22 protein-coding genes are annotated in these 22,785 nt (G+C 47.2%); 12 read left to right on the top strand and 10 right to left on the bottom strand.

The annotated features are described in order from the left end of the window. Positions 1–293: 293 nt before the first annotated feature. On the bottom strand, positions 294–1,415 hold the full coding sequence (locus MAQ5080_RS09895; RefSeq protein ID WP_231870816.1) for a DcaP family trimeric outer membrane transporter: 1,122 nt from the start codon (positions 1,413–1,415) through the stop codon (positions 294–296). Positions 1,416–2,301: 886 nt separating this feature from the next. On the opposite strand from MAQ5080_RS09895, the gene hpf reads away from it, so the two are divergent. Then, positions 2,302–2,697 carry a ribosome hibernation-promoting factor, HPF/YfiA family gene (hpf, locus tag MAQ5080_RS09890; RefSeq protein WP_067209346.1) on the top strand — a complete coding sequence of 132 codons (396 nt, stop codon included), beginning with the start codon at positions 2,302–2,304 and terminating at the stop codon, positions 2,695–2,697. A 173-nt stretch (positions 2,698–2,870) separates the two neighbouring features. Here hpf and acnB read toward each other — a convergent pair whose 3' ends face one another. Together acnB and MAQ5080_RS09880 are read right to left on the bottom strand one after the other, a co-directional pair. Continuing rightward, positions 2,871–5,471, bottom strand: coding sequence for a bifunctional aconitate hydratase 2/2-methylisocitrate dehydratase (gene acnB / locus MAQ5080_RS09885; protein ID WP_067209343.1), 2,601 nt, complete (start codon positions 5,469–5,471; stop codon positions 2,871–2,873). Positions 5,472–5,692: 221 nt separating this feature from the next. Further along, the gene (locus tag MAQ5080_RS09880; RefSeq protein WP_067209341.1) at positions 5,693–7,417 is read right to left on the bottom strand and encodes an SUMF1/EgtB/PvdO family nonheme iron enzyme; all 1,725 of its coding nucleotides are present in this window, start codon (positions 7,415–7,417) and stop codon (positions 5,693–5,695) included. Positions 7,418–7,512: 95 nt separating this feature from the next. Between MAQ5080_RS09880 and MAQ5080_RS09875 the strand changes: the two genes are divergently transcribed. Then, positions 7,513–8,124, top strand: coding sequence for a MiaE family protein (locus MAQ5080_RS09875; RefSeq protein ID WP_067209338.1), 612 nt, complete (start codon positions 7,513–7,515; stop codon positions 8,122–8,124). A gap of 142 nt (positions 8,125–8,266) precedes the next feature. Next, positions 8,267–8,578: a hypothetical protein gene (locus tag MAQ5080_RS09870; protein ID WP_067209335.1), complete on the top strand. Its 312-nt coding sequence runs from the start codon at positions 8,267–8,269 to the stop codon at positions 8,576–8,578. A 62-nt stretch (positions 8,579–8,640) separates the two neighbouring features. Here the strand turns inward: MAQ5080_RS09870 and MAQ5080_RS09865 are convergent, their stop codons facing one another. From MAQ5080_RS09865 to queC, 4 genes are all read right to left on the bottom strand, one after another. Further along, positions 8,641–9,420 (bottom strand): UDP-2,3-diacylglucosamine diphosphatase, encoded by a 780-nt coding sequence (locus MAQ5080_RS09865; protein WP_067209331.1) that lies wholly within the window; start codon positions 9,418–9,420, stop codon positions 8,641–8,643. A 4-nt stretch (positions 9,421–9,424) separates the two neighbouring features. Beyond that, entirely contained in the window at positions 9,425–9,922 is a 498-nt protein-coding gene (locus MAQ5080_RS09860) for a peptidylprolyl isomerase (RefSeq protein WP_067209328.1), read from the bottom strand. 34 nt (positions 9,923–9,956) lie between these two features. Next, the gene (queE, locus tag MAQ5080_RS09855) at positions 9,957–10,607 is read right to left on the bottom strand and encodes a 7-carboxy-7-deazaguanine synthase (RefSeq protein ID WP_067209325.1); all 651 of its coding nucleotides are present in this window, start codon (positions 10,605–10,607) and stop codon (positions 9,957–9,959) included. Between the two features lie 120 nt (positions 10,608–10,727). Continuing rightward, positions 10,728–11,387, bottom strand: coding sequence for a 7-cyano-7-deazaguanine synthase QueC (gene queC, locus MAQ5080_RS09850; RefSeq protein WP_067209322.1), 660 nt, complete (start codon positions 11,385–11,387; stop codon positions 10,728–10,730). Positions 11,388–11,551: 164 nt separating this feature from the next. Between queC and MAQ5080_RS09845 the strand changes: the two genes are divergently transcribed. From MAQ5080_RS09845 to cysS, 5 genes are all read left to right on the top strand, one after another. Next, positions 11,552–12,493: a bifunctional helix-turn-helix transcriptional regulator/GNAT family N-acetyltransferase gene (locus MAQ5080_RS09845; protein ID WP_067209319.1), complete on the top strand. Its 942-nt coding sequence runs from the start codon at positions 11,552–11,554 to the stop codon at positions 12,491–12,493. Between the two features lies 1 nt (position 12,494). After that, complete coding sequence (locus MAQ5080_RS09840; RefSeq protein WP_067209316.1) at positions 12,495–13,217, top strand: AzlC family ABC transporter permease; 723 nt, start codon at positions 12,495–12,497, stop codon at positions 13,215–13,217. Further along, positions 13,210–13,539, top strand: coding sequence for an AzlD domain-containing protein (locus MAQ5080_RS09835; RefSeq protein WP_067209312.1), 330 nt, complete (start codon positions 13,210–13,212; stop codon positions 13,537–13,539). Before MAQ5080_RS09840 ends, MAQ5080_RS09835 begins: the two co-directional genes overlap by 8 nt. Positions 13,540–13,639: 100 nt before the next feature. Further along, the gene (locus MAQ5080_RS09830) at positions 13,640–15,310 is read left to right on the top strand and encodes a glutamine--tRNA ligase/YqeY domain fusion protein (RefSeq protein WP_067209308.1); all 1,671 of its coding nucleotides are present in this window, start codon (positions 13,640–13,642) and stop codon (positions 15,308–15,310) included. 8 nt (positions 15,311–15,318) lie between these two features. Next, the gene (cysS, locus tag MAQ5080_RS09825; protein WP_067209304.1) at positions 15,319–16,701 is read left to right on the top strand and encodes a cysteine--tRNA ligase; all 1,383 of its coding nucleotides are present in this window, start codon (positions 15,319–15,321) and stop codon (positions 16,699–16,701) included. A gap of 72 nt (positions 16,702–16,773) precedes the next feature. Here cysS and MAQ5080_RS09820 read toward each other — a convergent pair whose 3' ends face one another. Beyond that, positions 16,774–17,211 (bottom strand): universal stress protein, encoded by a 438-nt coding sequence (locus MAQ5080_RS09820; protein WP_067209300.1) that lies wholly within the window; start codon positions 17,209–17,211, stop codon positions 16,774–16,776. A gap of 55 nt (positions 17,212–17,266) precedes the next feature. Between MAQ5080_RS09820 and MAQ5080_RS09815 the strand changes: the two genes are divergently transcribed. Further along, positions 17,267–17,740, top strand: a complete 474-nt coding sequence (locus MAQ5080_RS09815) for a hypothetical protein (protein ID WP_067209297.1) — start codon at positions 17,267–17,269, stop codon at positions 17,738–17,740. Here MAQ5080_RS09815 and MAQ5080_RS09810 read toward each other — a convergent pair. Then, complete coding sequence (locus MAQ5080_RS09810) at positions 17,712–18,446, bottom strand: DNA topoisomerase I (protein ID WP_231870815.1); 735 nt, start codon at positions 18,444–18,446, stop codon at positions 17,712–17,714. The two genes, MAQ5080_RS09815 and MAQ5080_RS09810, sit on opposite strands and share 29 nt — an antisense overlap. Before the next feature lie 235 nt (positions 18,447–18,681). Between MAQ5080_RS09810 and topA the strand changes: the two genes are divergently transcribed. From topA to MAQ5080_RS09795, 3 genes are read left to right on the top strand one after another with little or no spacing between them, the layout of a single operon-like run. Further along, on the top strand, positions 18,682–21,309 hold the full coding sequence (gene topA / locus MAQ5080_RS09805; protein ID WP_067209292.1) for a type I DNA topoisomerase: 2,628 nt from the start codon (positions 18,682–18,684) through the stop codon (positions 21,307–21,309). Then, entirely contained in the window at positions 21,306–21,776 is a 471-nt protein-coding gene (locus MAQ5080_RS09800) for a DUF6586 family protein (RefSeq protein ID WP_067209289.1), read from the top strand. Before topA ends, MAQ5080_RS09800 begins: the two co-directional genes overlap by 4 nt. Before the next feature lie 2 nt (positions 21,777–21,778). Beyond that, positions 21,779–22,051: a hypothetical protein gene (locus tag MAQ5080_RS09795; RefSeq protein WP_067209286.1), complete on the top strand. Its 273-nt coding sequence runs from the start codon at positions 21,779–21,781 to the stop codon at positions 22,049–22,051. Between the two features lie 76 nt (positions 22,052–22,127). Here MAQ5080_RS09795 and lexA read toward each other — a convergent pair whose 3' ends face one another. Further along, entirely contained in the window at positions 22,128–22,754 is a 627-nt protein-coding gene (gene lexA, locus MAQ5080_RS09790; protein WP_067209283.1) for a transcriptional repressor LexA, read from the bottom strand. Positions 22,755–22,785 lie beyond the last annotated feature (31 nt).

Genomic DNA, 22,785 nt, shown 5'->3' with positions numbered 1-22,785 from the left:
CACTAAGCAGGCTGCTTCATGCTTAAACTCTGTTGAAAATGTACGACGTTGTTTTGTCATTGGACACCTCTTTTGATGTGGCTATATTACCACCTTAAATGGTGTCCGGTTTTATTAGACCACTACAGGTTTAGTTTGGATAGGATAGGAGGGGGGCAGGCTTTCTTGATTCTTAGGGCATAAAAAAATCGGAAATGCCTACAGCAACATTTCCGATATCAAAGAAAGTTCGATTATGAATGCCACCCTTCAGGGGAGGAAGGGTGGCTTATCAGTGTCGATGTAACGAATTATTAGAAGCTGTACTGAGCAGAGTACATTACACGAGTTGCGTCAGCATCGCCGCCGCCGTAGTAATCGCTCTTGAAGTAACCAACCTCAACACCCATCATTACGTTGTCAACTGGGTACCACATGTAGTTAACGAAAGCGTTAGTGTTAGACTCGTTGTTGCCACCAACGTTGCCTAGGTCTGCGCTCATATCGTCTAGGTCCATTTTTACTTTACCGTAAACGATGTTGAAGTCGCCATCGCCGATCTTAGTAGATAGACCGATAGAGCCACCCCAAGCAGAAACTGTCTCTAGGTCACCATTGTGTAGGTAAGCGTCAGTGCCACCGAAGTTGCCGCCAGAACGGTATAGGTACGCATTAGCACCATCAGAGTAGTTCACTACCGCATGAAGTGTTACCGCGCCCATGTTTACATCAACACCAGTGAAAGCACCGAAGCCAACTGCTGATTCATCTGTAGTGCCATCATCTAGTGTAAGGATACGACCAACACCAGCTACCACGTAGTTAACGCCGTCTGCTGCTGAGCCTTCGTAACGTGCAGTAAAGCTAGGTGCTGCAGACTTAGTTGAACCGCTCCAATCAGATGAGCCGTCGTTTACGTTTGGCCAGTAATCTTTCTCAAGTGCGAAAGATAAACCGCCATCAGAGTAGCGTACTTGCTCAACACGGTCCTGCACACCAGGGCTGCCTGCAGTAGAGTCGAAGTCAAGAGTAGGAGTCCAGCCTGTCCAGCTGTTGTAGTTTGACCAAGTGCGACCAACTGTCCAGTTGCCGTAAGCGCCGTAAGCGTGACGGATGCGGAAAGTGCCACCACGGAAGTCACCTTCTACAACGACTTTCGCGCCATCTTTATGCTGAGCAGAGATACCGATACGAGACTGTTGAGCGTCTGCATCGAAATGGCCTTCAGCAACGTTGCTAGCGTCAGTCAGACCGCTGAACTGGCCTGCTTGAGTAGTAGCACCGATGTCTTCATTGATATCGTAAACAGCGTTTAGTTGTGCGTAGCCGTATACACTTGCTTGTACATCACCAGCATCGATGTTAAATGCTAGAGCTGATTGTGATAGACCGCCTAGACCAGCTAGTACACTTACTGCCAAAACTTTTTTCGTCATGATCATAAATTCTGTTCCTTTCATTTATTTGCTATTCAGCGACTACTTGTCACTTCCTCATTTCTTACTGAGGTAGTTAACAATTTCGTAAACAACATATCACGGTAGAATTGTGCACGACAACGTCAATTTAAGGAAATTTCACATTAAATGTGATTTTTTTGTGGGGCATTGTTTAGGACTGGCGATTAACCATTTAGTTCGATCAAAACACCATGTAAACATTACTTTATTGGCAATAAAATCTTAAGTTGTTGAAAAATATAGAAATTATATTTTTTATTCGAATGAATTTTTAGTGGTTAGCTAGAAAGTATATTGTCATAAAAACGACGCCAACCACACTAAAATCGACTAGCTAGATAATAATTTAAAAGAAACAAACTTTTTTGAAAAATATTTTAGCTATAAAAAAATGATGTTTTATTGTATCTCAAATGCGCCAAAAACAATTCATTATGCGACATGGTTTTTGTTTTGGATAGAGTGTGTGCCTAATTAGTAGTTGATAAAGGTTATCATCTTGTGTGTTTTTAGGCTTTGATTGCTGCTTGGGCTTCTCACTTTTTACTGTTCGCTATGTGCTATGTGCTATGTCATGGAAATACCTGCACAGTTCAAAGGGTTTTATTGCTTGAGGAGTCTGTTGTTTGCTTGTTTTGGAGCGAGAGATTTTAAAGCGGGTTTTGTTGTGGTTAATAAATGAACAAAGGTTGAGCGTTTGATGTTTTGAATTTATCAAGCAGCTCTGTTCTTTATCATTATTTCTTACCCTTTTTGTTGAAAGGGTGTTGAAAAACGATTCTGGGAGCCTTAGTTTATTAAGTGTGACAATGAAACGCTAAACGTCCCCGAGCAAAGGGGATAGGAAGAAGGAATAATTATTATGTACACATTAGATATCAGCGGTCACCATGTTCACACTACTGAAGAAGTTCAGGCAACGATTAAAGAGGGAATGGATCAGCTTGCTGACATCAACAGCCAGATTACATCAATCAAAGTCATTGTTAACTCTGAAAACCACCAAAACAAAAGTGAGCTGATTGTTGAGGCGCGAGTCCACATTCCAGGTCATGATTTATTTGCCTCAGTTACTACGGATAAGCAATTGGGTGCGGCAGTTGATACTTTGGTTGAGAAACTTGAGAAACAGCTTTTAAAACACAAATCAAAGCACGAAGGTCGTAAACATCACCCGGATGCACGTGATGTCGAGTCTCTTGAAGAACGTGAAGAGCAAGAAGAGTTTAACGAACTAGAGCGTCGTGAGGCGATCTAAAGGCAAACACTTCACCGATAGAGAAGGGCGCTTATTAGCGCCCTTTTTGTTTTTGGATTTCATTGCTTTATGCTTGCCAAAAACTGCATTGGTTAAGGTAAACATGCAGGTAAGAAAAAGCCCGCTTAGCTTGCTCAGCGGGCTTTTTTTGTTTTGAAGGCGTTTTCAGAGTTTTATGCCGAAGCATCCGTAGCGATAACAGAAGAAGCTTTCTTAACGTAATCACCCATTTGATCAAAGTTTAGATAGTTGTATATCTCGGCAGACATGCTGTTGATCTTATTGGCGTACTCTAGGTACTCAGCGGGTGTAGGCAGTTTACCCAGTAGGGAAGAAACGGCAGCCAGCTCAGCTGATGCTAGGAATACATTTGCCCCATTACCTAGGCGGTTAGGAAAGTTACGTGTGGATGTGGAGACAACGGTTGCTTTGTCAGCAACACGTGCTTGGTTACCCATACATAGAGAACAGCCAGGCATTTCCACTCGTGCGCCCGCCTTACCAAAGATGCTGTAGTAGCCTTCCGCTGTCAGTTGCTGTTGATCCATCTTGGTCGGTGGAACAATCCATAGGCGTGTGGGGACCACTTGTCCGGCTGACTCTAGGAGTTTGCCAGCTGCGCGGAAGTGGCCAATATTGGTCATACAGGAGCCAATAAAGACCTCATCAATTTGCTCGCCTTGCACTTCAGATAGGAGGCGTGCGTCATCAGGATCGTTTGGTGCACACAGAACCGGCTCTTTTAATTCATCCAAGTCAATTTCGATGACGGCTGCGTATTCCGCATCTGCGTCGGCACGCATTAGCTTCGGATCTGCTAGCCATGCTTCCATTGCCTTAGCCCGGCGCTCAAGGGTGCGAGGGTCACCATAGCCTTCCGCAATCATCCAGCGCAGCATGACAATGTTGGATTTAAGGTACTCGGCAACGGATTCCTCAGAAAGATTAATAGTACAGCCAGCTGCAGAGCGCTCAGCGGAAGCATCCGATAGTTCAAATGCTTGTTCGGTGGTTAGGTGTTCAAGCCCTTCTATCTCCAGAATGCGGCCAGAGAACACGTTTTTCTTGCCTTTCTTTTCAACCGTTAGATGGCCATCTTTGATGGCTTGGTAAGGAATCGCATGGACTAGGTCTCGTAATGTGATGCCAGGCTGCATGGTACCTTTAAAGCGAACCAATACAGACTCGGGCATATCAAGTGGCATCACTCCTGTGGCTGCGGCAAACGCCACCAGCCCTGATCCTGCTGGGAAAGAGATGCCTAGCGGGAAGCGGGTATGAGAGTCACCGCCAGTGCCGACGGTGTCAGGTAGCAGCATGCGGTTTAACCAGGAATGGATGATGCCGTCACCAGGGCGCAGTGAAACGCCGCCGCGGTTCATGATGAAATCAGGGAGCGTATGATGTGTCACCACGTCTACGGGTTTTGGGTAGGCCGCCGTGTGACAGAAGGATTGCATCACTAGGTCAGAGCTAAAGCCAAGGCAAGCCAAATCTTTGAGCTCGTCACGGGTCATCGGGCCTGTGGTGTCTTGCGAGCCCACCGTGGTCATTTTAGGCTCACAGTAAGCATTCGGGCGAACGCCTTCAAGACCGCAGGCTTTGCCCACCATCTTCTGTGCTAGGGTATAGCCTTTACCTGAGTCGGCAACGTCACCAGGTTTTAGGAACAGATCAGATGTCTCAAGGCCCAAGGATTCTCTCGCCTTGTTGGTTAGGCCACGGCCGATGATCAATGGAATACGGCCGCCTGCACGTACTTCGTCTAGCAGTACTTGAGTTTTCAGTGAGAAAGATGTGATGACATCGCCGCTGTCATGTTTCTTAACCACGCCTTCGTATGGATAAATGTCGATCACATCGCCCATTTCCATGCCGTCGACATCCATCTCAATAGGTAACGCGCCAGCATCTTCCATGGTGTTAAAAAAGATAGGTGCAATCTTGCCGCCGATGCAGACGCCGCCTGCGCGCTTATTCGGGATGAATGGAATGTCATCACCCATATGCCACAATACAGAATTGGTTGCCGACTTACGGCTCGAGCCGGTGCCGACGACATCGCCGACATAAGCCAGTGGAAAGCCTTTTTCTTTCAGTTCATTGATTTTAGAGATGGGGCCAATCTCGCCATCTACGTCTGGTGTAATGCCATCGCGTGCCATTTTTAGCATGGCGTTGGCGTGCAGTGGGATGTCTGGTCTTGACCAAGCGTCAGGCGCCGGAGAGAGGTCATCGGTATTGGTTTCGCCTGGGACTTTGAATACCGTTACCGTGATTTTTTCTTCCAGTTTGGGCTTTGAGGTGAACCATTCGCCATCGGCCCAGGACTGAATGATTTGTTTCGCGTATTCGTTAGCGGCTTTGGCTTTCTCTTCTACATCGTGGAAAGCATCAAAGATGAGAAGGGTATGCGACAGTGCTTTTGCGGCGATTGGGGCAATGTCTGTGTCGTCTAAGCAATCAATAAGAGGTTGGATGTTGTAACCGCCAAACATTGTGCCTAACAGTTCTGTGGCAAGCTGTTTGTCGATCAGGGGAGATGAAGCTTCCCCCTTGGTGATGGCAGCAAGGAAGCCAGCTTTAACGTAGGCGGCTTCGTCGACACCTGCTGGAATGCGGTTCTTGAAAAGGTCTAGGAGGAATTCATCTTCGCCTGCTGGTGGCGCTTTAAGAAGCTCTACCAGAGCGGCACTTTGTTCTGCGTCGAGCGGTGTGGCTGGGATACCTTGGGAGGCACGTTCTTCGACGTGTTTACGATACGCTTCTAACATCATTGTTCCCCTTACGTTTGACATCAATTTTGTGAATCGACGTTATTTACACCTCAACTACACAGCTTGCACAGGAGTCGCATGCAAGCAGAGTTGGGTACTGGCAAATTGAACACTGCTTTTATTGTATATAAAAAACGGCACTTGGAAGTGCCGTTGGCTATATAAATCGATAATAGGGGTTATTTATGTTACTTATTCATTGCGCTCTGGCAGCAAAGTTATGGTGATGCCAGTCGTACCACACGGAAGCCCCAGTTGCTGGCACGTAAGTTCGGGTCAGCACGGTAGCGGGTGGCGCTGCGTCCAACGGTTGGCACATCAAACCATGAGCCGCCGCGTAGGACTCGTCCATTACATTGGTCCGAAAGCCAGACTTGATTGGTGTTTGGGGCTCCTTGATAGTTTTCGTGATAGCAATCTTCTACCCATTCCGCGACGTTGCCGTGCATATCAAAAATGCCCAGTGGGTTGCTCGCCTGCGAGGCGACTGGGGCTGTCGAAACGCCATCCCACTGACTGCCACAGCTGTCACAGACGCTGTATCCCGGTTTGACTTCGTTGCCGTACCAGTAAGCAGTGCCAGAGCCGGCCCGCGCAGAGTATTCCCATTCAATCTCCGTTGGTAAGCGGTATTCGGCCCCCGTCTGATCCGATAGCCAAGCGGTGTAGGCTTTGGCATCGTACCAGCTGATATTGATTACGGGGCGATTGTCACGCCCCCAGCCATTGTCGGGGGGCATGGCCCTTCCACTTGCCCTGGCAAAGCGATCATACTGCGCAAAGGTAACCTCGGTTTTGCTGAAGTAGAAGCCTGTTGGAATGTCTACTTCATGGACCGGGGATTCGTTGCTGTCACCAGAACCATTGATATCACCCATTTGAAATTTGGCTGGGGCAATCTTTTCTACCTTGGGCGCCTTGCCGCCGTCCTTTAGGGGCTCCTCTAGAACTTGGGGGAGGGCATCAAAGCGGCTCTCGGCAGTTGCCACTGGTGTGTTGTTGGTCGGCTCGTCGGGAGCGTCGTCAGCTGTCGGCCAAAGCAATGTCGCAGCGATGGCGGCTGCGGCGAGTACGCCGGCACCGGCGCCAACATAGTGCGATGTGGGTCGGCTCGCTTTAGGGGCAGGAGGTGGTGCCTCCACATTGGCTTTAGCGCTGTTGACGAAGAGGTTGGCGCGCAACAGGCGCATCACTTCAACGAGAGACTTAGGGCGATGGCGCTCTGCTGGGCGTGCCCAGTTTTTGATCTTTTTCCAAGTATCCTGATCCAATTCTTCCACATGGTGCGGCAATTTTTCCACTTTACCGTTGTCGAGCCAGGACTCGCCTACCAGCGCGGCGATCAATAGGCGCATAAACATGTAGTTGTCTGATGCAATCGACATGGTTGGGCGACGCTTATGGTACTCGGGCGGTATAAAACGACCATCCATGTCTTGGTCGGTAATTTTATCCAGCCAGCTGTGGGTGCCAAAGCCTGTGAGTACACCGGCGCCATTGACAATGTGCACGCTACTCAAATCTAGATGGCCGTGAATGTAGCCATGCTGATGTACTTGGTCTAGCGCTTTAGCAATCGGATCAAAGATGCTTAGCACGACATTTAGTGAGGCGCCATCAGGGTACTTGCCAAGATAGCTAAATAAGCGCTCGCCACCACACAAGGAATAAATCGAAAATACCCAAAAGTTTGAATAAAACGGTGGGTAGCTGCGGGTGATGGAGGGGTGCTTAAGCTTGGCGTGTCGTCGTGCAATGGAAAGAAACTGGTTTACGTCGCCGCGGTCGGAGCGGAAAAAACGCAGCACAAATGACTGACCGCCTTGATCGGCAACCCAAACACTTTTGTCATCGCTTAATGGATAGTTAAGTACGTAAGGATCGACCTCAACGCCAACTTGCTGTCCAATGCTTAATTTTGTTACGTCATAGTATTGATTCATTAGCGAATTGATATCCAAATCAATGTTTTGCTTGTGCTGATAATGTGTCTTAATCAGAGTATAATCGGTTTTTTTTCAGAGAAAAGGTAGCCTTGATGTTAACTGATTATCCCGAGTTGGTAGAGTTTTTGCCATGTGAGTCCCCAAAAGAGTGGGTGCAATGGGCTTTGGAAAACGAAGAATTGCTTTTGATCGACCACGCTCATTGTGAAAAAAAGGCGGCATCAACGGCAATGAACCTAATGTATCGCTATGTGGATCGGGAAAATCTGTTGCATAAGATGTCTCAGTTGGCCCGTGAAGAGCTACTGCATTTTGAGCAAGTGCTGAAGATCATGAAGAATCGTGATGTGGAATACCGTCACCTTGAAGCATCACGCTATGCCAGCGGCTTACGCAAGCATATTCGCACCCATGAGCCAGCTAAGCTCATCGATACCTTGATTATTGGTGCCTTTGTAGAAGCTCGCTCTTGTGAGCGTTTTGCGGTCTTAATTCCGCATCTTGCCCCTGAGATTTCGAAGTTCTACAAGTCATTGCTAAAATCCGAAGCACGCCATTTTGAAGATTACTTGTCCCTTGCGGAAGAGTATGCTGGTGAGCCAATTGATGAGCGAGTTCAGTTTTTCCGTGAGGTAGAACACCAGCTTATTACCGAGCCTGATGTAGAGTTTCGTGTGCACAGTGGTCCGCCACAAGCGGCTTAATGTGTCTCAATATTCCCCTTAGATACAATCATTTACCTAACTGTTTACTGAACTAAAACAAACGTTTGTAAAGAATTCCCTTCACAAACGTTTTTGTTGTGCTAATCTCGAAGATACTACTCTAACAAGAGGAGGGCTTAAGATGGGCACGCAAACTAACGATTTATTGCCAGATGTGACTTATTGGCTGACGCTACAGATTGCCAAGAGTGATCCTGGTATCGATCTTGAGCAGGTGTATCAAGGAACGGTAGAGCTAGATTATTTGTACCAAGTGCTGACGAGTAAAGCGCAGCAACATTGGTGGTCTAAATACGGGATTGAACTGAGTCCGGTTACTGTAAACAATGCTTTCTTTCGTGCGATCGCCGTCCTCCACGATCGTAATCTAGAATATAAGCGCTCGAGAAATCGTGCCGAAACCGACTGGGTTAGAGAGCTTCTTCACTTGTAAAAAAAGAGCAGATTATCTGCTCTTTTTTTGTTTCTAGCTAGCCTTATGCGCGTGGCTACTGATTAGTTAAGCGTTAGGCTATGCATCTTTTGCCATTCTTCAATCTTGATTGCCTTTTCAAGATAGGCCTGTGCTGAAATCTGATATTGACTGAAATGATTGCCTTCCAGTACACCACACCACAGCCATTGATCCCAGTCGCCTAGCACTAGGCGAGTAATGTTTTCGTCACTATGCAGTGCTGGACGATGGGTATGGCCATGAATCAATAGATCCGTTTCGGACGATAAGGATTCATTGATAGTGCCAATGTTGACGTCCATGATCGCCATGCTTTTATCGGCAGACATACTCTTTGAGTCATCGCGTAGCTTTTGTGCTAAAGCTAAACGCTGCTCCAATGGCATGCTTAAAACCTGTTGTTGCCATTCAGGTTGTCGCACCATGGCACGAAACCCTTGATAGGCTTGGTCATCGATACAGAACTCGTCTCCATGGGTCAAAATAACGGTATGGCCATTTTGCGCTAGGGGGTGTTGTTCATTGAGCTCGATCACCTGATTGCGCTGAAACCAGTCTTTGCCGACTAAGAAATCGCGATTGCCGGCGATGAAGTAGGTGGTAACCTGGTGTTGATGTAACTTGGCAAATTGCTGATCGAGCGTAATCATCCAATTCGGTTGGTAATCGTCGCCGATATAGGCTTCGAAAAAATCCCCAAGGATGTACAGCTCGGTTTCGCCAGTGTTTTGGCAAATTTCATCGGTCAAATGCACAAACGCCTGGATTAAATCCAGGCGTTTGTCACTCAAATGCAAATCTGAGATGAAGTATCGAAGCATGAACTTATTCTTTGATTAGCTCAGCAGACTCGATGATAACGTCTTCTGCAGGAACGTCTTGGTGGCCTGCTTTGATCGTTGTTTGAACTTCTTTGATCTTGTTGACAACGTCCATGCCCGCAGTCACTTTACCGAATACCGCGTAACCCCAACCGTCTGGTGTTTTGCTACGGTGGTTAAGGAAGCTGTTGTCAGCAACGTTGATAAAGAATTGTGCTGACGCTGAGTGTGGGTCCATTGTACGAGCCATGGCTAGAGAGCCGGCGACGTTTTCTAGGCCGTTGTCTGCTTCGTTTTCGATTGGTGCGCGCGTTTCTTTTTGCTTCATGCCAGGCTCAAAACCACCGCCTTGGACCATGAAACCGTTGATAACACGGTGGAAAATCACGCCGTCGTAGAAGCCTGATGTTACATATTCTTCAAAGTTTTTAGCCGTTTTTGGCGCTTTCTCGTAGTTCAATTCGATAGTGATATCGCCAAAATTCGTATGGAAAACGATCATGTAACTTTTCCTTTATTCAGTTAGGTGTAATAAATCAATCAATGCCAAGCATTTTATGTGTTTGTAAACTTAGACGCCACTGTGGATTCTGTAAACAGTAACGAATTGTCTGTGCTTGAGCGTCATCAACACGCTCACGACCTTCCGGTAAAGCACTCTGATCCATTGGTTGGAGGTAAAAGTGTTCAAATTCAAGGTCGGTAAACAAATTAGGTGGCAAATGTTCCTGCGGAAAGATGAGTTTCAGCTCACTACCACGGTTCACTACTAGAGGTTCTGCGGTCTTGGGGCTCACGCAAATCCAATCAATGCCATCGGGAAGGGGAAGGGTACCGTTGGTTTCGATGGCTAAGGTGTAGTGTGAGGCTTTCGCTGCGGCAATTAACTCATCATCCAATTGCAGTGCAGGTTCGCCGCCAGTAAAGATTAAATACTTATGGTTCGTGCCTACTGGCCATAAGTTATCTAAATGCGAGATTAAATCTACGGCGCTTTTAAACTTGCCGCCATTCTGACCGTCGGTACCGATAAAGTCGGTATCGCAAAACTGACATTGCGCACTGGCGCGATGTTTTTCTTTACCGCTCCATAGATTGCAGCCAGTAAAGCGGCAAAAGATGGCGGGGCGGCCAGCATGAGCGCCTTCTCCCTGTAGGGAATAGAACGCTTCTTTAATTGAGTACATGGTTATTCCTTCAATCACCCGAAAACAGTCGGGGCTGATAGTGATAACAGTCATTAGCGAATTGCTTGGCAAAGGCTAAATCGGGTTAAACAGAAGCAAACGGCTCTTAGACGTAAGAGGTTAAGCTTCGTAAGTGAGTGGATCGGTGATGCCTTGTTCTGCGAAGGCTTCTAAGCGCTCATTGCAGGCGCCGCATTTACCACAGGCATGTTCACGACCATTATAACAAGTCCAAGTGTTGCCGTAGTCCAAATTCATAGCCAAACCAGCGGCTAGGATTTCGCCCTTGGAGCTGTTTAAAAATGGCGTAACAATTTCAACTGGCTCATAGTTGGCAATTTTAGACACCGCATTCATGGCGTGAACGAACTCTGGGCGGCAATCTGGGTAAATATGATGATCGCCAGAATGGGCGCCGTAATAGACCTCAGGGGCCTCTAAAGAGACAGCGTAAGCAATGGCCATCGACAGCAGTACCATATTGCGATTTGGCACGACGGTGTTTTTCATGCTGTCTTCAGCGTAATGGCCTTCTGGAATCTCAATGTCGCTGGTCAGTGATGATCCTGCCATTAGATCGTTGATCGCAGAGATGTCGACGATCTTGTGTGGAATACCGTGCTTTGCGCAAACCGCGGCTGCCACATCTAATTCTTTGCTGTGGCGCTGGCCGTAGTTAAACGACAGTGCGTACACCTCTTTTCCTTCGGCAAGTGCTGTGTGCAGCACTGTGTAAGAATCCATTCCTCCTGAATAGACCACAACGGCTTTGTTTGACATGGATAATCCCCTTCGTTTCAAGGGCGCGGATTATAGCAAATACCCGTCGTGTAACTAGTCTTTGCGTCTAAATTGACATATTCCATCATTAAAGTGGGTTGTACGTAACCGGTTACGTATATATTATAGGTAACCAGTTACGTAGTTTTGTGGGTGGTTTAGATATGGAGCAGTTTGGTGTTTTGTCATTGGGGAGTCGCTTAAAGCGTCTGAGTGACTTTCTTTATAATGAGGTGCAGTCGGTTTACAGTGCTGAATCCTTAAAGATTTCTTCGACCTACTTCCCCATTTTGCGCCTTCTGCAGCAGCAAGCCTCTCTTTCTGTTGTGCAAATATCTGAGCATTTAGGTTTGTCCCATCCGGCGGTCAGTAAGCAAGTGACCAAGATGATGAAGGAAGGCTTGCTACTAAAGGTGCCGGATGAGCAAGATCAGCGACGTTCCGTTATTTGTTTGTCTGAGTTGTGTCGTGAAGAAATGCTAAAGGCTGAACCTGTATTAGCGGCCATTGGCCATGAGCTGACCTACTATCTTGGTCATGCGTCGGGCTCTTTCTTAGAGCAGCTTGGGGAGCTGGAAAAGAATTTACTGAATGGCCCCTATGCCAAACGTGTTTTGCTTCGTTTGCACCCCGAGAAGCTGATACTCAAAGAGTGCCAGTCTGAAGAAGATTTTAGGGCCTTTAAAGCTCTGAATATGGCTTGGCTAGAACGCTTTTTCAAAGATGACATCTATGACAAGGATCGTTTGCTGCTAAACGATCCAAAGAGCCACATTTTAGCTCAAGGGGGCAAAGTTAAAGTGGCTTATGTTGAGGGTCAGCCGGTTGCGGCTTATTTCATCATGCCAGAGCAGGCCGGTGTGGTTGAGTTGGGGAAATTGGCAGTCAGTGAGAGATTTCAGCGTTTAGGGCTCGGTGAGCGCTTGCTGCAAGATGCTATCAATGAAGCGACAGCGATGCAGGCGAGTCGCATTGTTCTGGAGTCACATACCTCTTTGACTCCAGCCCTCTCTCTGTATCAGAAATTGGGTTTTACTGAAGAACAAGTGACTTCTTTTAGTGTGCCTAGAGCCAATGTTCGCATGGTAAAGGCGTTGGGTGCTTAGTATGAATGCTTTTCAAAATGCTCAGCGTGGAGCCTTAGCCTCTCTTCCTATGATTGTCGGTGGCTTGCCGTTTGGCTTGCTGTTTGGTTCGTTAGCTGCGGCGAATGATCTCAGTATTTGGTTCGCGATTGCCATGTCGAGCATTGTCTTTGCGGGATCGGCGCAATTTGTGGCGCTTGGTTTGATTGCCGCCGATGCGCCTTTATGGGTGATTGTGCTAACGACCTTTGTCGTCAATCTGCGTCATATCTTATATGCCGCAGACATGTTGCGCTTCGTGAAGCACCTGCCGTTGAAGCTACGTCTTATCATGGGGTTTGGTCTGATTGATGAAACCTATGCCGCGGTACGTCCGATGTACGATATGGGGTCTGCTGACCGATCTAATGGTCATCAGGTTTATCTAGGTTCCTTCCTGAGCTTCTATTTAATGTGGAATATAACCACGGTGATAGGGGCGTTGGCCGGTGAGTACATACCGGGGATCAGTGAGTGGGGCTTGGAGTTTGCCATGGTGGCCACCTTTATCGGCATTATTACCCCTTATCTAAAAAGTGTTCCCTATTGGGGGGCGTTTGCTGTAGCGCTAGTGGCGTCGATTTTGCTCAAGGATATGCCCAACCACCTTGGGCTGATTGTGTCCACCTTACTGGCGGTAGTGATAGGGTATTCTCTAGATCGTCTCTCGGGTGCTAACAAGAAAGGAGCGACGACCAATGTCTAGTCTAGAGCTTGTCTTGATTATTTTGGGAATGTTTGTGGTGACCTACGGTATTCGTGTGGTGCTGTTTGCCAGCGCCCATAAAGCAGAGATCCCTGAATGGTTGGATAAGGCACTCAAATTTGTGCCGATTTCTGTGTTAACGGCCATTATCGCGCCTATGTCGCTGACGGATAGTGAAGGCTTGGCAGTCAGCTTGATGAATCCATGGTTTGTTGGCGCACTAACGTCACTGCTGGTGGGGTTAATGTTTAAGCGTCAATTGCTTACTATTTGCGTGGGGGTGTTGGTGTTTTTCTTAATGAAATTGTGGCTTGGCGCTTAAAATCACTTTTGAGCGTACCAATCAACAAACAAAATCAGATATACTTGTGCGCTAATTTTTCTAATCGTTACATGAACACCAATCGGGATTCGAACATAACATGTCAGAAGCGTCTAAAACTGGGAATTTCATCACCCAAATTATTGATAAAGATAACGAAACTGGCAAACACGGCGGCAAAGTCCTAACGCGCTTTCCACCTGAGCCAAACGGTTATCTTCACATCGGCCATGCTAAATCTATCTGCCTAAATTTCGGCATTGCACAACGCTACCAAGGCCAATGTAACTTACGCTTCGACGATACCAACCCTGAAAAAGAAAGCGTTGAATACATTGAATCCATCAAACGTGATGTGGAGTGGTTAGGCTTTGACTGGGCCGGTGAGCCTAAATATGCATCTGACTATTTTGATCAACTGTTTGATTTTGCTTGTGAGTTGATTAAGGCTGGCAAAGCATACGTTTGTGAATTAAACGCTGAGCAAATGCGTGAATACCGTGGCACATTGAAAGAGCCTGGTAAGAACAGCCCATACCGTGATCGTACGCCAGAAGAAAACTTGGCATTGTTCATGGAAATGCGTGATGGTAAATACGCAGACGGTGAAAAAGTACTGCGTGCCAAGATTGATATGGCCAGCCCAAACATCAATCTGCGCGACCCGATTATCTACCGTATTCGTCACGTACATCACCACCAAACCGGTGACAAATGGTGTGTCTACCCGATGTACGACTTCACCCACTGTTTATCCGATGCGCTAGAAAATATTACCCACTCTATCTGTACGCTTGAGTTCCAAGATCACCGTCCGCTATACGATTGGACGCTTGATACATTGGGTACAGCGCACCCGCAACAAATCGAATTTGCTCGTCTGAACTTGAACTACACAGTGACAAGTAAGCGTAAGCTGAAGCAACTGGTCGACGAAGGTCACGTGGAAGCGTGGGACGATCCGCGTATGCCAACGATTTCAGGCATGCGCCGTCGTGGTTTTACGCCTGCGTCGATCCGTAACTTCTGTGAGCGTATCGGTGTGACTAAGTCCGACAGTATTGTTGACTTCGGTATGTTGGAACACGCTATTCGTGAAGACTTGGATGCGAACGCGAATCGCGCCATGGCAGTACTAAATCCTATTAAGGTGACGTTAACCAACTACCCAGAAGATAAAGAAGAAATCTTTAATGTTGGTAATCACCCGAAAAATGAAGAAGCCGGCACTCGTGAAGTTCCGTTTAGCAAAGAGCTTTTCATCGACGCAGCAGACTTTGAAGAAGTGGCGCCGCGTAAATGGAAGCGTTTAAGCCTTGACTCTGCTGTACGTCTGCGTGGTGGTTATGTGATTACGTGTAATGAAGTGATTCGTGACGAAGCAGGCAATGTGGTTGAACTACTCTGTACCTACGATGAAAACACACTGGGCGTTAACCCAGAAGGTTACAAACCAAAAGGTGTGATTCACTGGGTAAGTGCTAAGCACGCCGTAGATGCAAAAGTTCGCCTATACGATCGTCTATTCAGCGACGAAGCACCAGATGCGAAACACGAAGGTAAAACATTCCTAGATTTCATTAACCCAGAATCTATGTCGGTTGCAGAAAATGCGAAACTTGAACCATCACTAGCGCAAGCAGAGCCAGGCGTTGGTTTCCAGTTTGAGCGGGAAGGTTACTTCTGCCGCGATCTAAAGGAAGAGGGTATGGTGTTTAACCGTACTGTGACACTTCGTGACTCTTGGGCGAAAATCGAAGCGAAAGGCTAAGGCATAGCATGTTAAAAGTTTTTAATACCCTGACTGGCAAGAAGGAAGAGTTCAAGCCGATCGAGGAAGGTAAAGTTAAAATGTACGTATGTGGTATCACGGTCTATGACTACTGCCACATCGGCCACGCGCGAGCGATGATCTCTTTTGATGTTATCACGCGCTTCCTGCGTCATATTGGTTACGACCTGACCTTCGTGCGTAACATCACTGACGTGGATGACAAAATTATCAAGCGTGCGGAAGAAAATGGTGAGACGACGTCTGAGCTAACCGAGCGTATGATTGCCGCCATGCATGAAGACGAAGTGGCGCTGGGAAATAAGCTTCCGGACTTAGAGCCTAAAGCGACTGAGTTCATGCAACAGATCATTGATATGATTCAAGTGCTAGTGGACAAAGGCTTTGCTTATCAAGGCAACAGCGGTGATGTGTTCTACCGTGCCAGCAAATTTGAAGAATACGGTAAATTAAATAACCGTAAGCTTGAGGAAATGTTGGCTGGTGCACGTATTGAAGTGGAAGCTTCAAAAGAACACCCTGCAGATTTCGTTCTGTGGAAGCCTGCCAAAGACGGTGAAGTTTCTTGGGACTCTCCATGGGGTAAAGGTCGTCCGGGTTGGCACATTGAGTGTTCGGCTATGTCGACTCACTGTCTTGGTAATCACTTCGATATTCACGGTGGCGGTCCAGACCTTAAGTTCCCGCATCACGAGAATGAGATTGCACAATCAGAAGCGGCCACGGGTGAACAGTATGTTAACTACTGGATGCACTGTGGCGCGGTGCGTGTGAACAATGAAAAGATGTCTAAATCTCTAGGTAACTTCTTTACCATTCGTGAAGTGCTAGAGAAGTTTAATCCAGAAGTTGTGCGTTACTTAATGGTATCGAGCCAATACCGCAGCAGCATTGACTACTCGGATGCTAGCTTAAAAGAAGCTAAAACCGCTCTTGAACGTTTGTATACAGCGCTTCGTGGTCAAGAGGTGGCGCAAAGCTATGTGGCGACCGATTACACCACGCGTTTTGAAGATGCGATGCGTGACGATTTCAATACAGCGGTGGCGCTGTCGGTGTTGTTTGAATTGGTGCGTGAATTAAATAAAGCGCGAGCTGAAGGCAGTGAGCAAGCAGCAACATTGGCGGCCGAGCTGAAAGCGCTGGCGGATGTGCTTGGTCTGTTGTCACAAGATCCTGAATACTTCATGCAAAACAGTACAATCAGCGAAGGTATTTCTGCTGAAGAGATCGAAGGTTATATTGCTGAGCGTGCTCAAGCGCGTAAAGACAAGAACTTTGCTCGCAGCGATGAGATTCGTGATTTGTTGCTAGAGCAGGGGATTACCTTGCTAGATACTCGTGAAGGGACGACTTGGACGCGCGGTTAGTGTCTTGCTGGCATAAGCATTAAAAAGGGAGGCTGAAACAGCCTCCCTTTTGTTTGTGCTGCTACATGAGTATTAGTGTTCAGACTTTACGCGAACCGCGAGTACGTCGCAGGGCGCACCGTGTAGGACGCCGTTGGCAGTGGAGCCAAGTAGTAATGCAAGGCCGTGGCGCCCATGGCTGCCGACAATAATTAGGTCGGCCTCAAGATCTTCCGCTGTGCGATGGATCTCACTTTCGATACCACCTTGTGTCACTATGGTTTCTTTTACAGGGATCTCCAGTTGATCCACTAGGGCCTGCATGTGTTTGGTGGCTGTGTCTTGAAGTTGTTCTTGGATATCGCTTACGTCGATGGGTACATCGCCGCCGTAAGCGTAGTTCAGGGATTCGATAACGTGGATAATGGTGAGCTCGCCATCAAAGGCTTTGCACATTGCCGCGGCCTTATTGGCAACTGTAATACTTTCATCCGTTAAATCCACCGCTAAAACAATGCGTTGGTAGGGCATAGGACACCTCCAATTTTTAGGTTCCATTTGTTCTCGATAATTTAAGAGTAATTCAATGACAGCTTTAATTGTAGTATTTATTACGCTTTCCTTGATGGGATCGGCCTTATGGGTCATGCCATCGAAGCGCGAGCGCGAAAAAATGGCGTTACGTATGCTGGCTCGTAAGCATGGTATTAATGTGCAGCTGACTCAGGTGGCGTTGCCAGATAAATGGGATAAGGTGACCCATAAGGTCAGTGTTTGTGGTTATCGGAAATATCATGAGAAGCCATTAAAAGAGTTTGCTGATCTCAATCTTTACCCGTATGAAGTGTGGAAACACGATTCAATCTGCAAGGGCTGGTACGCCAGTCGTCCTTTTGATCTGCCAGAGTCACTTGCGAAGCTGCTTGAGAAGCATCACGGCGCGTTTGAAGCGATTGAAGTGGCCCCGCAGGGCGTTAGCTTGTTTTGGCGTGAACGTGGTGATGAGGCTGTTGTGGATGATGCGAACGCGATTATTGATGCCCTTTTGCAGGTGCGTTAGGGTCTGCTGCCGCGGATTGGTCCTCAATTTCTAAGGTGTGCATAAACTCTGACAAGGCTTCTTCAGGGTTTTCTGCGTCTTGAATGGCCATGATCTGTGGGGCAATGATTTCTTTCATGCGGTCATCAACAAATTGCTCCAGCTGTTTCTTTTCGGCACGATCAATATTGTTGGACTTTAAATGCGAATGTATCACGCTGTACAGTGTTTGTGCTACACGCATGTCGCCGCTGTGGAAGTTTTTGTTGGCTTGTACAATTTGACGATTCAATTGAATCCAAAGGTTAAGCCAGCGCAAATACGAGTAACACAATTTATAGTGGGTGTTACTGATGCGCCCTTTGCGACGCATATAGAGCAGCATTTTGGCAGCTTTAGTAAGACGTTCTTTGTATTTTGTTTTCTCGTGAAAACTCATTTCAGCGGGTTCAAGGTCAAGTTCAGCGGGTGCGCTTTCCCGTTCCGCTTCGGCTTTGGCAATGCGTTCTTCGACTTTTTCAGGGTCGTCTGAGTAAGATATTAGCTCACGCAGGCTTTCTAAATAAAAGTCATAGAAGACGTCACTGACAATCATGTCTGTATTCAGTGCACGCAAACCGATGATGTGCTGCTCCATTCGGTCGGCGCGATTTTGCAGTTGTAGGTACTTAAGACGGCGCTCCTTAAGCTCTTGTTCTTTTTGATGCGCACGTGATCCTATTACCACTGAAACCAGTACGATTATGAAAAGAATGACTATAGTTAAGATCTGAAGCGTAGCCATGATTGTCCTTTTTAAATGATTTCAGTATGTTAAAGGGCAAATGCTGGACTCGGCAATAGGAATGTTGCGAATCTGTAAGGGATTGCTTGTCATATATTAGCGCTTTGCTTAATATCTGCGCCCCTAAAGTATTCTAAGCACGTTCATCTTTCAAAGTAATTAAGGCTCGAACAACCCAATGGCTAAATCTCTGGTAATCGTGGAATCGCCAGCCAAGGCGAAAACTATTAACAAGTACCTCGGTAACGACTATGTCGTTAAGTCGAGTGTTGGTCATATCCGAGATCTTCCGTCTGGTACAACGTCCACCTCTACACCACAGGAACGTGCTAAGCAGGCTGCTCTGACTCGTAAAATGAGTCCTGAAGAAAAAGCGGAATACAAGCGTACCAAATCCCGCAAGCAGCTGATCAACCGTATGGGCGTAGATCCAGAGCACAACTGGGCGGCCCATTACGAGGTGCTTCCTGGTAAAGAAAAAGTCGTTGATGAGCTAAAACGCTTAGCCAAGAACGCTGAAACCATCTATCTCGCAACCGATTTGGATAGAGAGGGTGAGGCGATTGCATGGCACTTACGTGAAGCCATTGGTGGTGATGACAGCCGTTACAAGCGTGTTGTGTTTAACGAAATTACCAAGAACGCGATCAAATCTGCCTTTGAGACACCATCTGATTTGGACATGAACCGTGTCAACGCTCAACAAGCGCGTCGTTTTCTTGACCGTGTTGTGGGCTTTATGGTGTCGCCATTGTTATGGGCAAAAGTGGCTCGCGGCCTATCGGCTGGACGTGTTCAGTCGGTAGCGGTGCGTTTGATTGTTGAACGTGAAAAAGAAATTCGCGCCTTTAACCCAGAAGAATTTTGGGAATTGGATGCGAACTTGGCGACCAAAGATGATGCCAATATCACCTTTGAGACGGCCAAGTATCAAGGTAAAGAATACCGTCCAACGTCTAAAGCTCAGTCGGATGAACATGTTCAACGCATTGAAAAACTACCTTTTAATGTCGCTAACCGCGAAGACAAGCCAACCAAGTCTAAACCGTCGGCCCCCTTTATCACTTCAACGCTACAACAAGCCGCGAGTACGCGTCTAAGTTTTGGTGTTAAGAAGACCATGATGCTGGCACAGCGTTTGTACGAAGCGGGTTACATTACTTATATGCGTACCGACTCGACCAACTTGAGTCAGGAAGCCGTGGAAGCCGTACGCGAGTTCATTCAAGGTAACTACGGTGATGCGTACTTGCCAAAAGAAGCTTTGCGCTATTCAAGTAAAGAAGGTGCGCAAGAGGCCCACGAAGCGATCCGTCCATCCAGTGTGACGGTGACACAAGATATGCTACAAGGCATGGATAAAGATGCGCATCGTCTATACGACTTGATCCGCAATCAATTTATTGCCTGTCAGATGACGCCAGCAGAATACACCTCGACCACAATCACTGTGATGGCTGGGGAATATGAGCTACGCGCTAAAGGCCGTATTCTGCGTTTTGATGGTTATACTCGTGTGCTGACGCCTGTCGGCAAAAAAGCAGAAGACACCATTCTTCCGGATGTGCAAAAAGGTGATGCGCTGACCTTGCTTAACTTAAGTCCGGCTCAGCACTTTACCAAGCCACCGGCACGTTACAGTGAGGCCAGTTTGGTAAAAGAGCTTGAGAAGCGTGGTATTGGCCGACCATCTACTTACGCGTCGATTATTTCTACGATTCAGGATCGTGGTTATGTACGCGTCGATAACCGTCGTTTCTACGCTGAAAAGATGGGTGATATCGTCACCGACCGTTTGGTAGCAAGCTTCGATGATTTGATGAACTACAGCTTCACCGCGCAAATGGAAGAGAAGCTCGACGACATCGCCGAAGGAGAAAAAGATTGGATTCAAGTTCTTAACAACTTCTACCAAGACTTTAGTCAAACCCTGAATCAAGCGGAAGCGGAAGACGGCGGTATGGCTCCTAATGAGCCGACACCAACGGACATTCCATGTCCAACCTGTGGTCGCCCGATGCAAATTCGTACCGCGAGTACTGGTGTGTTCTTGTCTTGTTCAGGTTATGCGCTACCGCCAAAAGAGCGTTGTAAAGCGACCATTAACCTGGTGAGTGGTGATGAGGCTGTTGCGGTAGACGATGACGAAGGTGAGTCTAAAGCCCTGATCAACAAGCGTCGCTGTAGCATCTGTGATTCGGCGATGGACAGTTACCTAGTTGATGAGCAGCGTAAATTGCACGTTTGTGGTAACAATCCATCTTGCCCAGGCTTCGAAGTGGAGCAAGGCACATTCAAGCTCAAAGGCTATGATGGTCCTGTGATTGAGTGTGATAAGTGTGGGTCGGACATGCAACTTAAGACGGGCCGTTTTGGAAAGTACTTTGGTTGTACCAGTGAAGAGTGTAAGAATACTCGTAAGCTGCTAAAGAATGGTGAAGTCGCACCACCAAAGATGGATCCTGTACCGATGCCAGATCTAGCGTGTCAAAAGGTAGAAGACCATTATGTCCTTCGAGACGGAGCCACCGGTTTATTCCTAGCGGCAAGCCAGTTCCCGCGCAAGCGTGAAACACGACCACCTTTGGTGAAAGAGCTAAAACCTTACATGGATCAGATTGATCCAAAGTACCATTACTTCGATTCGGCGCCATTGCAGGACGAAGAAGGCAATCCAACGGTGATTCGCTTTAGCCGTAAAACCAAAGAGCAGTACATTATGACCGAAGTAGAAGGCAAGCCAACCGGTTGGAAAGCGTTCTATGATGGAGGTAAGTGGAAGATCGAGCACGGTAAGAAAAAATGAGTGGTTCGAGCTTAGCCAGTATTACCAATCAGCGCCTTGATGGGGCGCGACGCTTACTGCAGCAAAGCCAAGAGTCTGACAATGACTGGATGACGCAGAGTTTTGAGTCATCCGCATTGTTTCAATTGCGCAGCGCCCTAAACGGTTTGCTACAAGAAGTGAAAACCTCTTACAGCTTGCAAGGGGTGCTGGAATTGGACGCCTTACTGATCGCGGCAGACCATCAAGGTATCAGTGTGCCAGTCTTAAATGAGTTGGCACAACATAAGTTAAATCCCCAATCATGGCTAAGTCAGCTATTAAGTGCGTATAATGCCGCATTAGAATGCCAAGTTGGCAGTCATGCTTATGCTACCGAGGTAGAGCTGATCGGACGTGGTTCCGATGCGGGCGCCTCAACTCAATACATTTTGAGCTCATTAACTGAGCTTGTCTTACGCTTTCGCGAGGACGCAGCAGAATATTAACAATGAAAGATACATACCTAGAAATAGTAGAGTTAGAAAATGGTGAGATCGTGCTTCGCCCAGCAGGGGAAGACGATGATAAAACGCCGATTGCAACCTTAACTATCTCTGATGACACCAAAGACTTTTTGAAAGATCGTTATTTCGAATTGGCCAAATGCATGTTCCATGCTGGCATCGACTTTGTTTATTCGGAAGATTTTGGCGACTTTGATGGTGCTGCCGGTGAGTCAGAGGCTCACGATGAAGAATTTATGCCACGTATTTTGCACTAAGCTCTTACGTGGTTAGAAATAAAAAAAGGCATGATTTGATCAGCTCAAATCATGCCTTATTGTTTTGTGGTGCGGCTTAGTTGCTGCGGCGGATAACGCCAACCGACAAACCTTCGATAGCGAAATCTTCGCTCTCAAGGTCAACGATGATGTCAGAGAATTCTTCGTTTTCAGGAATCAAGCGTACTTCGCGCCCTTTTTGCTCAAATCGCTTAACGGTTACCTCATCGCCAATGCGGGCAACCACGATTTGGCCATTGCGCACCGTGTGAGTTTTATGCACAGCAAGTAGATCGCCATCCAGAATACCTGCGTTCTTCATACTCATGCCGTTTACAGATAACAAGTAATCGGCCTTGGGTGAGAACATCTCGGCGGCAATACTGATGCGTGAATCAATGTTTTCCTGAGCAAGAATGGGGTAACCTGCGGCGACGCGACCAATGATCGGCAAGGTGCCGTTTTCATCGTTAGCGCTGCTGACTGGTTCTTGCTCTACGAGGCGAATGCCGCGAGATGCGCCAGAAAGCATCTCGATCGCGCCTTTTTTGCACAGTGCCTTAAGGTGTTCTTCGGCAGCATTAGGTGAGCGGAAACCTAAGCGCGTCGCAATTTCAGCACGAGTCGGCGGGAAGCCGGTTTCGTTGATGAATTCGCGAATCGTCTCGAGTACGTCGGACTGTCTTTTCGTTAATTTAATCATATGGCATCTGTTTGTTTATACAGTTACTGTT

The organism is Marinomonas aquimarina (assembly GCF_900089755.1).
Lineage (GTDB): Bacteria > Pseudomonadota > Gammaproteobacteria > Pseudomonadales > Marinomonadaceae > Marinomonas > Marinomonas aquimarina.
The sequence above is the reverse complement of the archived record's forward strand: the minus strand, read 5'-3'. Positions and strand labels throughout refer to the sequence as shown.

Bases quoted from the DNA above. Each gene is read 5' to 3' on its own strand.
- MAQ5080_RS09895 (WP_231870816.1), bottom strand. From the start codon at position 1,415: ATGACGAAAAAAGTTTTGGCAGTAAGTGTACTAGCTGGTCTAGGCGGT.
- hpf (WP_067209346.1), top strand. From the start codon at position 2,302: ATGTACACATTAGATATCAGCGGTCACCATGTTCACACTACTGAAGAA.
- acnB (WP_067209343.1), bottom strand. From the start codon at position 5,471: ATGTTAGAAGCGTATCGTAAACACGTCGAAGAACGTGCCTCCCAAGGT.
- MAQ5080_RS09880 (WP_067209341.1), bottom strand. From the start codon at position 7,417: ATGAATCAATACTATGACGTAACAAAATTAAGCATTGGACAGCAAGTT.
- MAQ5080_RS09875 (WP_067209338.1), top strand. From the start codon at position 7,513: ATGTTAACTGATTATCCCGAGTTGGTAGAGTTTTTGCCATGTGAGTCC.
- MAQ5080_RS09870 (WP_067209335.1), top strand. From the start codon at position 8,267: ATGGGCACGCAAACTAACGATTTATTGCCAGATGTGACTTATTGGCTG.
- MAQ5080_RS09865 (WP_067209331.1), bottom strand. From the start codon at position 9,420: ATGCTTCGATACTTCATCTCAGATTTGCATTTGAGTGACAAACGCCTG.
- MAQ5080_RS09860 (WP_067209328.1), bottom strand. From the start codon at position 9,922: ATGATCGTTTTCCATACGAATTTTGGCGATATCACTATCGAATTGAAC.
- queE (WP_067209325.1), bottom strand. From the start codon at position 10,607: ATGTACTCAATTAAAGAAGCGTTCTATTCCCTACAGGGAGAAGGCGCT.
- queC (WP_067209322.1), bottom strand. From the start codon at position 11,387: ATGTCAAACAAAGCCGTTGTGGTCTATTCAGGAGGAATGGATTCTTAC.
- MAQ5080_RS09845 (WP_067209319.1), top strand. From the start codon at position 11,552: ATGGAGCAGTTTGGTGTTTTGTCATTGGGGAGTCGCTTAAAGCGTCTG.
- MAQ5080_RS09840 (WP_067209316.1), top strand. From the start codon at position 12,495: ATGAATGCTTTTCAAAATGCTCAGCGTGGAGCCTTAGCCTCTCTTCCT.
- MAQ5080_RS09835 (WP_067209312.1), top strand. From the start codon at position 13,210: ATGTCTAGTCTAGAGCTTGTCTTGATTATTTTGGGAATGTTTGTGGTG.
- MAQ5080_RS09830 (WP_067209308.1), top strand. From the start codon at position 13,640: ATGTCAGAAGCGTCTAAAACTGGGAATTTCATCACCCAAATTATTGAT.
- cysS (WP_067209304.1), top strand. From the start codon at position 15,319: ATGTTAAAAGTTTTTAATACCCTGACTGGCAAGAAGGAAGAGTTCAAG.
- MAQ5080_RS09820 (WP_067209300.1), bottom strand. From the start codon at position 17,211: ATGCCCTACCAACGCATTGTTTTAGCGGTGGATTTAACGGATGAAAGT.
- MAQ5080_RS09815 (WP_067209297.1), top strand. From the start codon at position 17,267: ATGACAGCTTTAATTGTAGTATTTATTACGCTTTCCTTGATGGGATCG.
- topA (WP_067209292.1), top strand. From the start codon at position 18,682: ATGGCTAAATCTCTGGTAATCGTGGAATCGCCAGCCAAGGCGAAAACT.
- MAQ5080_RS09800 (WP_067209289.1), top strand. From the start codon at position 21,306: ATGAGTGGTTCGAGCTTAGCCAGTATTACCAATCAGCGCCTTGATGGG.
- MAQ5080_RS09795 (WP_067209286.1), top strand. From the start codon at position 21,779: ATGAAAGATACATACCTAGAAATAGTAGAGTTAGAAAATGGTGAGATC.
- lexA (WP_067209283.1), bottom strand. From the start codon at position 22,754: ATGATTAAATTAACGAAAAGACAGTCCGACGTACTCGAGACGATTCGC.